This window comes from Priestia sp. 179-F W1.4 NHS, from assembly GCF_045369295.1.
GTDB lineage: Bacteria > Bacillota > Bacilli > Bacillales > Bacillaceae_H > Priestia > Priestia zanthoxyli.
Genome location: NZ_JBIQFF010000005.1, coordinates 192,534 through 207,085, shown reverse-complemented (window position 1 = coordinate 207,085; position 14,552 = coordinate 192,534). Strand labels below are relative to the sequence as shown.

The 14,552-nt window shown below is 39.5% G+C and carries 15 protein-coding genes; 13 read left to right on the top strand and 2 right to left on the bottom strand.

All coding sequences use genetic code 11. The features are described 5' to 3' along the window. Window positions 1–267 precede the first annotated feature (267 nt). The 8 genes from ACH0CI_RS21585 (at window position 268) to ACH0CI_RS21550 (ending at window position 7,464) form a co-directional block, all read left to right on the top strand. Window positions 268–864, top strand: a complete 597-nt coding sequence (locus ACH0CI_RS21585) for a TerD family protein (protein ID WP_406902243.1) — start codon at window positions 268–270, stop codon at window positions 862–864. A 24-nt stretch (window positions 865–888) separates the two neighbouring features. Further along, complete coding sequence (locus ACH0CI_RS21580) at window positions 889–1,467, top strand: TerD family protein (RefSeq protein WP_025751616.1); 579 nt, start codon at window positions 889–891, stop codon at window positions 1,465–1,467. 35 nt (window positions 1,468–1,502) lie between these two features. Beyond that, window positions 1,503–2,081, top strand: a complete 579-nt coding sequence (locus tag ACH0CI_RS21575) for a TerD family protein (protein WP_028408240.1) — start codon at window positions 1,503–1,505, stop codon at window positions 2,079–2,081. Between the two features lie 94 nt (window positions 2,082–2,175). After that, window positions 2,176–3,792 carry a YceG family protein gene (locus ACH0CI_RS21570; protein ID WP_406902242.1) on the top strand — a complete coding sequence of 539 codons (1,617 nt, stop codon included), beginning with the start codon at window positions 2,176–2,178 and terminating at the stop codon, window positions 3,790–3,792. Window positions 3,793–3,810: 18 nt separating this feature from the next. Beyond that, window positions 3,811–4,902 (top strand): toxic anion resistance protein, encoded by a 1,092-nt coding sequence (locus ACH0CI_RS21565; RefSeq protein WP_406902241.1) that lies wholly within the window; start codon window positions 3,811–3,813, stop codon window positions 4,900–4,902. Between the two features lie 273 nt (window positions 4,903–5,175). Then, window positions 5,176–5,946, top strand: coding sequence for a DeoR/GlpR family DNA-binding transcription regulator (locus ACH0CI_RS21560; RefSeq protein ID WP_406902240.1), 771 nt, complete (start codon window positions 5,176–5,178; stop codon window positions 5,944–5,946). Next, entirely contained in the window at window positions 5,943–6,977 is a 1,035-nt protein-coding gene (locus tag ACH0CI_RS21555) for an oxidoreductase (RefSeq protein WP_154991223.1), read from the top strand. Before ACH0CI_RS21560 ends, ACH0CI_RS21555 begins: the two co-directional genes overlap by 4 nt. 13 nt (window positions 6,978–6,990) lie before the next feature. After that, complete coding sequence (locus ACH0CI_RS21550) at window positions 6,991–7,464, top strand: heme-degrading domain-containing protein (RefSeq protein WP_406902239.1); 474 nt, start codon at window positions 6,991–6,993, stop codon at window positions 7,462–7,464. A 36-nt stretch (window positions 7,465–7,500) separates the two neighbouring features. Here the strand turns inward: ACH0CI_RS21550 and ACH0CI_RS21545 are convergent, their stop codons facing one another. Beyond that, window positions 7,501–8,760: an erythromycin esterase family protein gene (locus ACH0CI_RS21545; protein ID WP_335706538.1), complete on the bottom strand. Its 1,260-nt coding sequence runs from the start codon at window positions 8,758–8,760 to the stop codon at window positions 7,501–7,503. An 86-nt stretch (window positions 8,761–8,846) separates the two neighbouring features. Further along, window positions 8,847–9,005, bottom strand: a complete 159-nt coding sequence (locus ACH0CI_RS21540) for a hypothetical protein (protein ID WP_165635279.1) — start codon at window positions 9,003–9,005, stop codon at window positions 8,847–8,849. Between the two features lie 169 nt (window positions 9,006–9,174). Between ACH0CI_RS21540 and ACH0CI_RS21535 the strand changes: the two genes are divergently transcribed. From ACH0CI_RS21535 to ACH0CI_RS21515, 5 genes are all read left to right on the top strand, one after another. Beyond that, complete coding sequence (locus ACH0CI_RS21535) at window positions 9,175–9,936, top strand: exodeoxyribonuclease III (RefSeq protein ID WP_047750804.1); 762 nt, start codon at window positions 9,175–9,177, stop codon at window positions 9,934–9,936. Window positions 9,937–10,053: 117 nt separating this feature from the next. Further along, on the top strand, window positions 10,054–10,491 hold the full coding sequence (locus tag ACH0CI_RS21530) for a MarR family winged helix-turn-helix transcriptional regulator (protein WP_335706536.1): 438 nt from the start codon (window positions 10,054–10,056) through the stop codon (window positions 10,489–10,491). Between the two features lie 193 nt (window positions 10,492–10,684). Next, window positions 10,685–12,340 carry an MFS transporter gene (locus ACH0CI_RS21525; RefSeq protein WP_209366655.1) on the top strand — a complete coding sequence of 552 codons (1,656 nt, stop codon included), beginning with the start codon at window positions 10,685–10,687 and terminating at the stop codon, window positions 12,338–12,340. 29 nt (window positions 12,341–12,369) lie between these two features. Then, window positions 12,370–13,002 (top strand): HlyD family secretion protein, encoded by a 633-nt coding sequence (locus ACH0CI_RS21520; protein ID WP_025751627.1) that lies wholly within the window; start codon window positions 12,370–12,372, stop codon window positions 13,000–13,002. Between the two features lie 154 nt (window positions 13,003–13,156). Beyond that, window positions 13,157–14,551: an MATE family efflux transporter gene (locus ACH0CI_RS21515; RefSeq protein ID WP_406902238.1), complete on the top strand. Its 1,395-nt coding sequence runs from the start codon at window positions 13,157–13,159 to the stop codon at window positions 14,549–14,551. Window position 14,552 lies beyond the last annotated feature (1 nt).

The window sequence follows — 14,552 nt, the reverse complement described above, 5'->3', positions numbered from 1 at the left end:
ATAACTCGGATTTCCGGTTTAGAGACAGCTTTTTTTTAATAGTTTAACTTAAATTTTAAACTCTCAGTCAATGAATTTACGTTATAAAACATAGCTTAATTTTTGAAACAATCACCAAATTGTGGTATTCTCTCCATAAGAAGACTTACGTAAACATTAAAAATAGTATCAAAGATTTCACTATTTTTTCATTTATCTACGCTATTATGTAAAGTTATATAGAACCTGTAAAAGAATGTGTTCGCTATAGTAAAGGAGTAAATAAACGTGGCTATTAATCTACAAAAAGGGCAGAAAATTGATTTAACAAAGGGAAGAGAAAGGTTATCTTCTATTACAGTTGGATTAGGATGGGATCCTGTAAAAAAACGCAGCTTTTTTGGTTTTGGAGGAAGCGGCCCAGAGATTGACTGCGATGCATCTGTTCTTATGCTCAATTCGAACGATAAACTTGTAAGTAACTCAGCCGTTGTGTATTTTGGAAATCGTCATAGTAACTGTGGAAGCGTCAAGCATTCAGGCGATAATCTTACCGGAGCAGGTGAAGGGGACGATGAACAAATTTTTGTTAATTTAAAAAATGTTCCTGGAAACGTACATAAACTTGTGTTTGTAGTCAACATCTATCAGTGTGTTGAGCGAAACCAAGATTTCGGTATGATTAAAAATGCTTTTATCCGTGTTGTGGACAGTGCTAAAAACGAAGAGCTTGTACACTTTAATCTATCTGAAGATCATTCAGGAGCAACAGCTTTATTTGCAGGTGAAATTTATCGAGACGGAAAAGAGTGGAAGTTTTCAGCAACTGGAGATGCAACGAGAGATACTGGATTGGCTGAAATTGCAAACAAATATACAAAATAAACAACTAGAAAAGAGGGAAACGAAATGGCTATTAATCTTTCAAAAGGACAAAAAGTAGATTTAACAAAAACGAATCCAGGATTAACAAACGTAGTAGTAGGTCTTGGGTGGGATGTAAATAAGTATGACGGTGGAAACGATTTTGATTTAGATTCATCTGTCTTTTTATTAAACGGAGCGGGAAAATGCGCTTCAGAATCTGATTTTATTTTTTACAACAATACGACGGGTGCAAACGGAGCGGTTGAACATACCGGAGATAACCGTACAGGCGTAGGTGAAGGAGACGATGAGCAGGTTCAAGTAGATTTGAAAAATGTGCCTCAATCTATTGAACGTATTGCGTTCACCATTACGATCCATGAAGGGGAAGCACGCGGTCAAAACTTTGGCCAAGTAAGCAACGCCTACGTTCGTATTTTAAATGCAACAAATGACGAAGAGTTAATTCGTTATGATTTAGGTGAAGACTTCTCGATTGAAACAGCGGTCGTGGTAGGCGAGCTGTATCGACACGGTGGAGAATGGAAGTTCAATGCCATTGGCAGCGGCTATCAAGGCGGCTTGGCGGCACTTGTAAACGACTTTGGTTTAAACGCCTAATCATTAAAGTAAGAAAATGTACGGAGGATGTTTTTATGTCAATTTCTTTATCAAAAGGTCAGCGCATTGACCTAACCAAAACGAACCCAGGCTTAACAAAAGTAATAGTAGGTCTTGGGTGGGATACAAATAAATATGCTGGGTCTCAGGACTTCGATTTAGATGCATGTGCATTTTTAGCCAATAAATCAAGCCAAGTTGTAAATGACGAGGAGTTTGTTTTTTACAACAATTTAAAAAGTCCAAATGGCGCTGTGGAGCATACCGGTGACAATCGTACAGGTGCAGGAGATGGAGACGATGAGCAAATCGCCGTTGATTTTTCTCTTCTTCCTGACCACGTTGAAAAAATCGGAATTAGCGTCACGATTCACGACGCAGATGCTCGCGGACAAAACTTTGGACAAGTATCCAACGCGTTTGTTCGTCTCATTGACGCCCAAACAAATGAAGAAGTGCTTCGTTATGATTTAGGCGAAGATTTTTCAATCGAAACAGCTGTTGTGGTGTGTGAGCTATACAAGCACGGAAACGACTGGAAATTTAATGCCATTGGCAGCGGTTTTTCTGGCGGATTGGCCGATCTTTGCCGCAACTACGGACTATCCGTATAAAAAAGGCATGCGATAAATGAAAAAGAAAGGGTGCTTTAACGAGTACCCTTTCTTTTTAGCATGTATATGTCTGAAAAGAAAGGAGCTGTAAGGTGTGAGTAAATTAATTGATCCTCATATGATTAATCTTAACGAGGAGGATGGAACTTCTCTTTTTTCTAAAGATGTTTCTCTGCGAGGTGACTTTATACAAAATGAGCAGCAAACTACCTATAAACAAGTGGCAGGCAGATATGTAGGCACTCATCTTGATGCGGACGAGTACGCAGATCTTCTTTATGAACTTGCGCATTCATCACCATTGATCCTTGTCCTGCACGATAAGCTTGATAAGTCCATTTCTAATGATAGATTAAAAGAAGTCCAAACGATCCTTAAAATTAATCAAGAAGAACGCGGCCTTTCTGTCAATCGGCTATTTGCTTTTTTAGAAGGGAAAAAGCTGATCGTGAAGTCAGAAAATCCCGCTATACATAGAAGAGTACGTGAAAAATTTATTGAAACGTTAACGTGTTTTAAAGAACAGCACGCAGAGGGCTTTATGGACGGGCATTTTCAACGCGTATTAATCGATTTAATAAAGTGGCAGTGGAATCATGTAAAACCTTGGATGGTCGATAAAGCATTTCCTGAGCACGCGCCTCGCATCATGTGGTATGGGGATGCAAATAAAAGCGAGCAGTATTTTCTCCATTATTTAATTTTACTAGGTTTTGACGTCCTTACCTTTCATCCAGAAGGAAAGGATCATTTAAAAGAAGTAGATAAGAATCAGCACTTAACAACGGTTTATACGTTTCCTTCTACTAGCTCTCTTGTACCTTTTCCAACGGATAAACCGGTTCGAAAAGGTACGGTAGCATTTCGAGCTTCTCAAGAAATTGAGCAAGTGCTTCATTCAGAAGAGTCCATGCTGTATAAACCTTGGCAATTTCGTTCGTATTTTCCAACTTCAGTTACTCTTAAAACGACGTATGATGAAATCTTTTTATTAATGAGAGAACGGGCGTTTATTCGTCCTAATTTTCAAGTGTCCAAGCCATATGTACACGTGCCGGTCTTGTTTTCAAAAGTACTTGGTATCTCTAAAAACCGAAAAGAGTACTGGAGTAAAGTTCATGAGCTCATGCAAACGGAAGATGAGTTAGCTCTGACGATTGATTCTGTTCCTTTTGCTAAAAAAATAGAAGGAAATAATCACTTTCACTATCAAGGAGCTCTCGGAAGTGATGGCACGCTCAGTCCTGATAGAATGATTGAAAGCAACTGGTGGCGCTATAAAGAGCTGCCTATCGGGCTTCAGAAAGGGCTCGCTGCAGCTATTTCTAGGTATTGTGCACATTCAAAGCTCCTTCGCTTGGATCATGAAGATGCGTATCAGCATCAAATGTATTTGTTTAATCAGTCTTTGAAGCTTCCAAACAACGTGCTTCGGATGCTTCAAAAGTTTGATTATACGCAGCATGTACCCCGTCTCATTATTTATCATGGAAATGAACGAGAAGCGTTTACGCGTGAAGATGCAGCTTTACTGCTTCTATTAAATGAATTCGGCGTTGATATTGTTCTCTTTAATCCAACCGGTCAACTGGATATAGAAGCGTTCGTCGAAGAAAAGTATTTCGATATGCACTGGCTAGAAGATATTAGCTTTAATGAAGAATTCAAAGAACCATCGCTCATTCAAAAATGGTTAAAACGAATCTTTTAAAGAAAGAAGGGTTTTTAAATGGCAACAAATGAATTACAGCCTTTAAATGTAAACGAAGCCGAAGAAGTTTTAGAAACAAAGCCTAACGAAGTAAAAGCAAAACTGCGAGAAGAGCCGGAAGTACGTCGCTTGGCAGAACAAATTGATTATAAAAATCAGCTGGCTCTGCTTGAATACGGGAAAGAAACAGCTAATGAAATTTCCTCATTTTCCGGAAAAGTGCTTAGTACAATTAAATCGTCTAGCATGGAAGAGTCCAGTCAATTATTAAAGCAGCTTGGAAAAATTATGGATAAATTTGATGCAAAGGATTTTGTTGAAGATAAAGGGTTTTTCTCTAAGCTTTTTAAACGCGGTCAAAAAATAGTGGACAAGCTGTTTCAAAAATATGAAACAATGGGCTCTGAAATTGATAAAGTATATGTAGAGATTACAAAATATGAAACGGAAATGAAGCATTCGACCACAACGCTTGAACAGCTTTACGAGCAAAACTATCAGTATTATATGGAGCTTGAAAAATACATTGTAGCGGGCGAAGTGAAAGTAGAAGAGTTAAAACAAGAGCTAAAGGTGCTTGAAGAAAGAGCGTCGAGTGGAAATCAGCTGGCTGCAATGGAGCTTCAAACCTTAAAAAACGCAGTTGAGCTGATGGAGCAGCGATTATATGACTTAGAAATGGCAAAACAAGTATCTTATCAATCTGCTCCTCAAATCCGTATGCTGCAGCGAGGAAATACAAAGCTGATCGGCAAAATCAATTCGGCGTTTATTACAACGATTCCTATTTTTAAAAATGGACTTATTAATGCCATTGCAGCGAAGCGTCAAAATTTAGTAGCGGAGTCGATGAACGAATTAGACAAACGTACAAATGAACTGCTCATTCGAAATGCAGAAAATATTTCACAGCAAAGCGTTAAAATCGCCAAAATGTCCGGTGCCCCTAGCGTAAAAGTAGAAACGATGGAACAAACGTGGAATATTATTATGAAAGGAATGCAGGAAACAAAAGCAATTGAAGAAGAAAATAAACGCCTTCGTGAAGAAGGACTTGTTCGCTTGGAGCAATTTCAAAAAAACTTCAAGGCGCTTGAACATAAGATGTAACGAAAAAGCGGGAATCTTTACGATTCCCGCTTTTTTTGCATATACGTTTGCTAGAAGTCTGATCTACAAGCGATTAGTGAAAAGCGTGAAAGGGTATCAGATATAAAAGAAGTATTATCCAAAATAAGATAGTTATTTCCAAAAGGCGTTCGTATACGTTTATAATTTAAGTTAAAAATGCAAAAAACTTAATTATTTTAAGTTTTTTGCTGGCTTTTAACTTTTCTTTGCGCTACAATTAGCTCATATCAAAGTAAAAAGGAGGGTATTCGGGTGTATCAAGAGCAGCGCATGAGTGCGATTATTGAATACCTTCACACACACCGCACGATTACATTAGACGAAATTTGCGATATGTTTACCGTTTCAAAAGATACGGCGAGGCGTGATTTAGTCAAGCTTGAAGAAAACGGCGAGGTTATGAGAGTTAAAGGCGGAGCGACGCTATCGTCAAGTCATATCATTGATTACAGTGAACGGACGCCTACCAAAGCGAAAGAACAAATTGCTAAAGAAGCAGCTTCGTTAATGTCGGAGGGGTATGACGTGCTTTTAGATACGTCTTCTACCATCGCACTGATGGCGGAGTATATGGATGTAAAGCATGTAACCGTTATTACAAATTCCATTGATAATGTGGATTTGCTCGATCAATATACAGCGTGTGATACGTTTTTGCTGCCGGGCAAGTTTAACGGGAAAAACCGTAACGTCACCGGGCCAAGAACGATTTCTACGTTGCAGGAATACAAAGTAGATCAGCTGTTTTTAGGTACGTGCGGCGTTGGTGCAGCTGGTATTACATCTCCAAGTGAAGAAGAAGCGTTTTTAAAAAGACAGATGATTCAATGCGCAAGACAAGTTATTATGCTTGCGGATCATACAAAGTTTGAACGTGAATTTTTACATCGAGTATGTGATATGAGCGATATTGATATCTTAATCACAAATAAAGAGCCAGAAGCGGATGTAAAAGAAAAAATAGAACAAAATCAAGTGCAGCTTATCGTAACAGATTTTGATAAAGGAGAGGAAACACAATGAAGAAAATAAAAGTAGGATTAGTAGGATACGGATTTTCAGCAACGGTCTTTCACACGCCGCTTTTAAGCGTGTTAGACGAATTTCATATTTCAAAGGTAATGAGTTCAAATCCTGAAAAAGTAAAGAGTGACTTAGAGGATGTTGAAGTAGTGAGCACTCTATCTGAACTTCTAGAAGATGACAGCATTGATTTAGTTATTATTACAACGCCTAGCGGCATGCACTATGAAATGGTGAAAGACGCACTACGCGCAGGTAAGCACGTAATTGTTGAAAAGCCGATGGTGGTATCCGAAAAAGAAGCAAATGAATTAATTCAATTAGCAAAAGAACAAGGTGTTCAACTAAGCGTCTATCATAACCGTAGATGGGACAATGATTATTTGACAGTGAAACAGCTGATTGAAGAAGGGAAATTAGGCGACGTAAAAATGTATGAAGCTCATTTTGATCGCTATCGTCCAGCTGTTCGAGACCGCTGGAGAGAAAATGAAGGACCTGGGTCAGGAGCGCTTTACGATTTAGGATCTCATTTAATTGACCAAGCTTTACATCTTTTTGGAATGCCTGACTTTGTTCAAGCTGATGTGTTTGGGCAGCGAGATCATGCACGCACGGATGATTACTTCCACTTAGTGCTTGGATACGGTTCTCTTCGTGTTATTTTACATTCAAGCGCCATTGTGCCAAGCAACGGGCCTCGCTTTCAAGTTCACGGAACAAAAGCAAGCTATATCAAATACGGAATTGACGGCCAAGAAGATATGCTAAGAGCTGGCAAGAAGCCTGTGGATGATACGTGGGGAGCGGATCGTCCTGAACACTACGGTAAGCTGACAACAGGGGAAGGAGAAACAACAGAAATTGAAACGCTGCACGGTTCTTACGTAATGTATTATCAAAAAATCGCCGACAGCCTGCTTCGAGGAGAAGAGCTTCCGGTTTCAGCAGAAGAAGCTCGTGACGTGGTTAAAGTTATCGAAGCGGCATTTGAAAGCAGCAAAGAAAAACGAGCGGTTTATTTTAACTAAGGAGCGAGAAACAGTGAGTAATCATTCGACAGAGACGCTGCTTGAAAAAGTAGTTCAACAGGAAAAAGAACTAATCTTTCATCAATTTACAAATGACCAGGCGTTACAGATCGGCACGGCCATTATTAATGAAGCGAAAAGCAAAGGTAAGGCAGTAACCGTAAGTATTAAACGAAATGGTCAAACTCTCTTTCAACATGCGATGGAAGGGGCTATTCCCGATCATGAAGAATGGATAAAACGAAAATCAAACACCGTTCTTCGTCACCATCACAGCTCGTACTATATGAAGCTGTACTGCGAGTTAAAAGATCGTTCTTACGCGCAGTTTTACGCAGCGAATCCTCAGGAATTCGAAGCAGTAGGAGGGTCATTTCCGATTTCGGTTAAAAACGTCGGTGTAATTGGAAGCATTACCGTATCAGGCATGTCACAAGAAGAAGATCATGCACTTGTGACCGATACGATTCGTAGCTTTTTGCAATAAAAATAAGCGGACTTCGTTGGAAGTCCGCTTATTTAATTAAAAGATGAGTGGCGATAAGGCGTGTGTTTTTTCTACATAAATAAAAGCATCATATCGTTTTGACAAGCGAGAAGGAACATAATTTCCGTATTGTTCAATCTCTGGGTCGTATACAACACCAATGGCACGGTGGCCTATCGTTGAATGAAAAAATGTTCGGTTTTCCTCTGTGAACATGAGGTATTGATCAAAAGCACCTGCTCGGTGGATGGTATCTTCCCAGCTTCCTTCTATAGCTGGAGGAACGGTTAATTCCTGATAAGGATTACCCCAGCTATCAGAAGCAATGACCGTGCCGTGATGTGTCCCGAATCCGACGGCGTAAACATGCTTCGGTCCGTATTCTTCACGGGTAAGCTGACCTACATTCACCATGCCGCTGCTTTTCATGTCCGTTGCTCTTGCATCTCCGATGTGAGTGTTATGCTCCCATACAATGCCTTTAGCGCTATCTTTGTAGTAAGCTTGAATATATTTTAAAGCTTCTACCATATGACGATCGCGAATATTCCACGATTCATTGTCATTGGTAATCATCGTATGATAATAAGCTTCAGCATTGCTTGCTACCAGCGCATTTACCTGCATACTAAGCGCAGCTTCAGGCTCGTGAGTGTAGGTATCTTTTTTTTGCTGAATGGTTTGTAAAAGCTCTAAGATCTCTACCATGCAGTTTTTTCCATAAAGGGCAGAAGAAATTCCGTACATCTGTGCTTCGCGATGAAAAGGTTCAAAGCATTCAAAGGCTTTTTTTGCTTTTTGTGCATCAGAAGAGTGGGTGGTTTCTAAGTACTTAATAATAGCTTCCATTGATTCCCACAGACTGTATACATCTAAGCCGTAAAAACCTACTTTCGGCTGATGTGCTGGTAAGTTGTTGTTATAATTCCGAAGCCATTCAATTAATTCTTTGATTTCTTGATTAGCCCACATCCATGAAGGCCAGCGGTTAAAAGTTTTTAAGACTTCTTCGGCATTCGCGTATTGATTTGTATATCCTTTAATATAGCGATTAACTTCAAAACACGAAGGCCAGTCTCCTTCCACTGCTATAAAGGAAAAATCATGATGCTGAATTAATTCTTTCGTAATATCTGCTCGAATTTTGTAAAATTCAGATGTACCGTGAGATGCTTCACCGAGAAGTACGTATTGAGCGCGGCTTGATTTGTTAATAAGCGGCAGTAAGTCATCGACATCAGCAAAAGGGATGGAATATTCTTTAATGGCTTCTATCATTTGATTGGTTTTTAGCATATGATCACCTTGTTTTTAAGAAATGGATAGCAAGAGCTTCGTACAACAAGTCTTGCTACCAGTTAACGGGTTTTTATTGTTATGAATTACCTGCTAAAGTGCTTAATAGCAGAATCATTTAAAGAAAAATCTTCTTTAGTAAGCGCCGTTTGATTCTGTGTTTCGCATTCTTTAGTAGGATGCTCTTCTTTTTTAGAAACAGTAGAAACTTGTTCGTTATTTTCATACGTGTAGTTTGTTGACATTATGTTTCACCTCTTGTATCTAGTGTTTGAGGTACAGAAAATAAAATAAGAAGAAATATCAGGAATACCTTAAAAAGAAGGGTACCCTTTAAATTATTTGAACTCGTGCAAAAAATTGTCTACACTAAACACTGATACATAAATCAAGTGAGGAGAACGTGGACAGTTTATGAAGTTGATTTCCTGGAACGTAAATGGCATTCGCGCGTGTGTGCGAAAAGGTTTTTTAGATTATTTTCAAGAAGTGGATGCAGATGTATTTTGTATTCAAGAGACGAAGCTGCAGGAAGGCCAAATTGATTTGCAGCTAGAAGGGTATTATCAGTATTGGAATTACGCCGTGAAAAAAGGCTATTCTGGAACGGCTGTTTTTACAAAGCAGAAGCCTTTATCGGTTTCATACGGTGTGGATAAAGAATCGGAAGACGAAGGACGTATCATTACGCTTGAATTTGAACAATGCTATGTAGTAAATGTGTATACCCCAAATTCTAAAAGAGATTTAGCAAGGCTTGAAGAAAGGCTTCAATGGGAAGACGATTTGCTCGTGTACTTAAACAAATTGAATAGCCGTAAAGCGGTGATTTTGTGCGGAGACTTAAACGTAGCACACGCAGAAATTGACTTGCGTAATCCGAAGCCAAACCGAGGGAATTCTGGTTTTACAATAGAAGAGCGAGGAAAAATGACGACGCTTCTTGCTAGCGGATTTCTTGATACATTTCGCTATTTGTATCCGAATCAAGAAGGAGCATACACGTGGTGGTCGTATATGAACAAAGTGAGAGAACGAAATATCGGATGGCGCATTGATTATTTTATCGTCTCGGAGAGAATCAAAGATGTTATTCAAGAAGCTGCTATTCATCCGCATGTAATGGGAAGCGACCACTGTCCTGTGATGTTGGAATTAAATGTACCTCATCTATGATATCTTTCTATATAATAGAAGAAAAACGGAAAAAAGGTTGGTTCACGCGAACGGTTGCGGTATAGTAAACATATTGAAAAGTACAGAATGTTCTAGGAGATAAAGGGGGAGACAGAGGTGAAGCGAGACTCGCTGCAAATCATTGAGCACGAAATTGCGCTGCTTGTTCGTCTAACAACGACGCACAGTCCTAAGCTTGGAAGCTTGGACCGTTCTGAGTATTTACTGTTAAGCGAGCTAGATCAGCGCAGTCCGCTCGGGATTAATGCATTAGCTGAAAATTTAAAGCTGAGCTTATCTACAGCTAGCCGGCAAGTATCTGCGCTTGAGACTAAACAGTTTGTTCGTCGCTTTCCGAGTCCAGAAAATGGACGGATTAGTTTAATTGAAATGACGGATTCAGGAAAAGAAATTTTGCAGCATGTACAAAGCAAGCGTAAACAGGCCTATGCTGAAGTGTTAGAAAATTGGTCGGAAGAAGAGGTTTTGGCACTGGAAAAAAGTTTATCACGCTTGAATCTCGATTTTAAAAGATGGCGCAGTAATGGGTGTTAAAGCGAATACATATAGATGAACAAAAAGGCTATTGAAAAATAGTCTTTTTAAGTTGAAACAAAGAAGTTGATTTCTTCTTTAAAAGATGTATAATATGTAGTGCTGCTATAACTTGCATGATACAACTTGTACAATAAAATATGTAAGGAATTGTTAGTCATATGAAAAGAATTTAATAAAAGGAGGAATAAATATGAGTCAGAATAATCCAGCAGTAGCCTCCGACAAACAAGGTTTAAGCGTACCTAAATACTTAATTATGGCGATTTTAACGCTATTTTCAATTGGCCCTCAGTATTTTTTGAATTTATCTTACACGGTCAATCAAGTATTAATTCAAAATCGATTTGATGCGAGTACACAAAGCTTACTATTGCCATCTATTATTTCTAACTTGGCATTTGGACTTGGAGTACCTATTGGTCCGATGCTTGCGAAAAAATATGGCGTGCGTAAAGCATACTTAACGTTCGTTTTAGTCTTTTTAGCAGGTTCGATTATCAACGTTTTTTCCGAAAACGTTGCGTTTTTATCCCTTGGTCGTCTGATTCAAGGCTTAAGCTCAGGAATGCTGTTTTTAACCATTATTCCAGCTGCGCTGATCTCGTTTCCGAATAAAATCCGAAACTTCTTTTTAGTGTTAGCGATCGGCGGACTGTTCGGTTCAACGGCAATTGGAGCCTTTTTAGGTGCTGTATCTCTTAGCATGGATAATTGGCGCTGGGTTTTTGTTTTAGGAATAATAGCTTCTCTTGTCTCTCTGTTTATCGGATATAAGGTATTACCTGCTCATGATCCAACTCAGCAAGAAGATCGACCAGTGGATAAGAAAAGTATCTTTATTCTTAGTCTTATTATGATTTTATTGGTGTATCCACTGTATGAACTAAGATACGAAGGATTTGCTTCTATTCAAGTGTGGCCGTTCTTACTAGCTGCAGCAGGATTAGTTGTCATTTTTGTCTTAGTTGATTTAGCGGCTGAAAATCCGTTAGTACCATTAAAATCGCTGCTAGCCGTAAAACCAGTTGCAGGTACAATTATGGCAATTGGCGGTCATATGGCGTATATTCTAGCCATTGCAGGTATTAATGGCGTCATGCAAAATGTGCAAAATGCATCGTACACCACGCTTTCTTATTTTTATTTATACTTTTTTGTTGGGGTACTGATTTCAGCATTTGCAACGACATTCTTATATGACAAATTTGGTCCAGGTTACCTTGGAGCAATTGGATCACTTCTTATTGTCATTGTAGGATTTAGCTGGGTGAACGTATCAGCTGATACATCACTAGTGAGCTTGTATGTTCACATTATGCTCTTTGGTATGGGTGTTAGTATGGCACTTGTATCCGGTGCGCTAGGAGCGGCACTAGCCGGAGATTTACATCAAGCTTCGATGCGTTCGATTTCACTGCACTCCATTCGAAATTTATTAGGAGCCATCGTGGCACCTGTGATTGGGTGGTTTGTTGTTCGACAAAACGCCATTTATTATGAAGATTTTCGAGGTCAAATTAGCTCAGTAGATCCTCAGGTGAAGATGCAGCTGTCTGAAATGATTAAACGCTATATGGGTATGGGAATGAGTCAAGCAGATGCAAAAACATCGGCCGTGACGGCTGTTGTAGCAGGCGCTAAAAAAGCATCGATTTTACATGCGTATCACAACTTATTTTTTATGCTTGGTATTTTAGGCGTAATTATGCTCATTGCTTCACTAAGTAAAGCGTGGAGCGGTGAAAATAGAATTCTTGTTCAAAAAGAAGAGGTTCAAGAAGAAGCTGAGCCGCAAGAAGAAAGAAAAATGCTGCCGGCACCTCAAACAGAAGAAACCTCTGTATAATATACTAACTATAGAAAGAAGGAATTCCGATGAGTAAAAGTCGTTTATTGGTTACTAACATTGTTGGAATCATTGTGATTTTATTACTAGTAGGCTTTGGTGGATATTATTTCTACGAAAAAGCAAATTACGTTAAAACAGATGAAGCGCAGGTAGAAGCACCGCTTTCACAAGTCATCGCTTCAGCTAACGGTCAGTTAAGCGAATGGAATGTAAAAGAAGGAGATAGCGTTTCACAAGGTGATTCTGTTGGAAGCTTAAAAGAAGGCGAAAAATCAACAGACGTAACGTCTATGATTGACGGAACAATTATAAAAAACAACGCATCTCAAAATCAATTAGTAAAAGCTGGCGATGTGTTAGCACAAACAGCTGATTTATCTAAAATCTACATCAATGCAAACATTAAAGAAACAGACCTAGGTGACTTAGAAGAAGGAGACAGCGTCGACATTACAGTGGACGGAGATTCAGGTAAAGTCTTTAAAGGCCATGTTGAAGCAATCGGTCGCGCAACAAACTCAGTGTCTTCTATGCTTCCTGCTCAAAATACAGGAAACTACACAAAAGTAACGCAAAAAGTACCGGTGAAAATTTCAATTGATGATGCATCAGATAAAGTTCTTCCAGGTATGAACGCAGAAGTGAAAATTTCAATTTAATAACGGAAAAAAAGCTGCTTCCTCTAAGGGAGCGGCTTTTTTTATGCCTAAACAAATAAAATAAAAAATGTGCTAAAAAGGGGATGTATACAAAGGAAATGTGTGGTAAGATACTTCTTGTTTGAAATTGGATATCGGTAAAGAAGGTGATGGGATGACCGCGGTCGAAACAAAAAAAGGGCCAAAAGAAAAGCTGAATTTGTTTTTCTTAACGTGGCCGATCTTTTTAGAAGTGTTTCTTTTTATGTTAATGGGGATTGCTGATACCTTTATGCTAAGTGCGCTGTCGGATGATGCCGTATCAGGAGTCGGAGCAGCCAATCAATACCTTCACATTGCGATTTTGGTGTTAGAGGTCATTGGTAACGGAGCGGCAATTGTTGTCTCTCAGTATTTAGGATCAAAACGGTATATGGAAGCGTCAAAGATTTCTGCTTTGGCCGTTACGTTAAATTTAGGAGTCGGGCTAGTCATTAGCGCGGGTTTTCTTTTGTTTTCAAGACATATGATGGAAGCGATGAACTTACAAGGTGACGTGCTGATGTATGCACAAAGCTATTTATCCATCGTTGGAGGAGCTATTTTTCTTCAAGCGATTATTAACTCTCTTGCAGCGATTATTCGCGTACATGGCTTTACGAAGCAGGCGATGTTTGTTTCACTTGGAATGAACATTTTTCATATTGCAGGAAACTATGCTTTAATTTTCGGGAAGTTCGGCTTTCCGGAAATGGGCGTGCAAGGAGCAGCGATTTCATCTGCGTTCAGCCGATTTGTTGCCCTTATTGTGTTCTTTTGGCTGCTGTATCAAGTGATGGAATATAGAGTGAAATTTCAATACTACATTACGCTTTCAAAAGAATATATCGGTAAAATTTTAAAAATCGGTATTCCATCGGCTTTTGAACAAGTGATGTATCAAGGCTGTCAAATTGTCTTTTTATACTATGCGACGTACTTAGGAGCAGAATCACTTGCTGCGAGACAGTACGCGATGAATATTTCAATGTTCATTTACTTATTTGCCATTGCGATTGGAATGGGCACAGCGATTATTGTCGGCCGTTTAGTAGGCGGAAACGAAAAAGATGAAGCGTACCATCGCGTATGGAAAAGCGTCAAGTGGGCCAGTGCCGTAACGATGATGATGGTTGTTCTTGTGATGACATTCAGAACACAGCTGATCAGCGTGTTTACAGACAATCCGCATATCATTGAGCTTGGGGCGACGGTGCTGCTTCTGAGCATTGTGCTTGAAACGGGAAGAACGATGAACATTGTGCTGATTAACTCGCTGCGGGCAGCGGGAGATGCCAAATATCCGGTGTTGATTGGTGCGATGTCGATGGTCATGATGAGCTTGCCGCTCGGTTATTTCTTCGTTTTCCATTTAGACATGGGGCTCACTGGCATTTGGCTTGCCATCGCAGCCGATGAATGGACGCGCGCAGTTATTATGTTTTTTCGCTGGAAAAGCCGAGCATGGGAAAACTACGGACTTATACAGCACGAACAAACAGCTGAAGAACCAACGCCGGTTCAAGTATAAA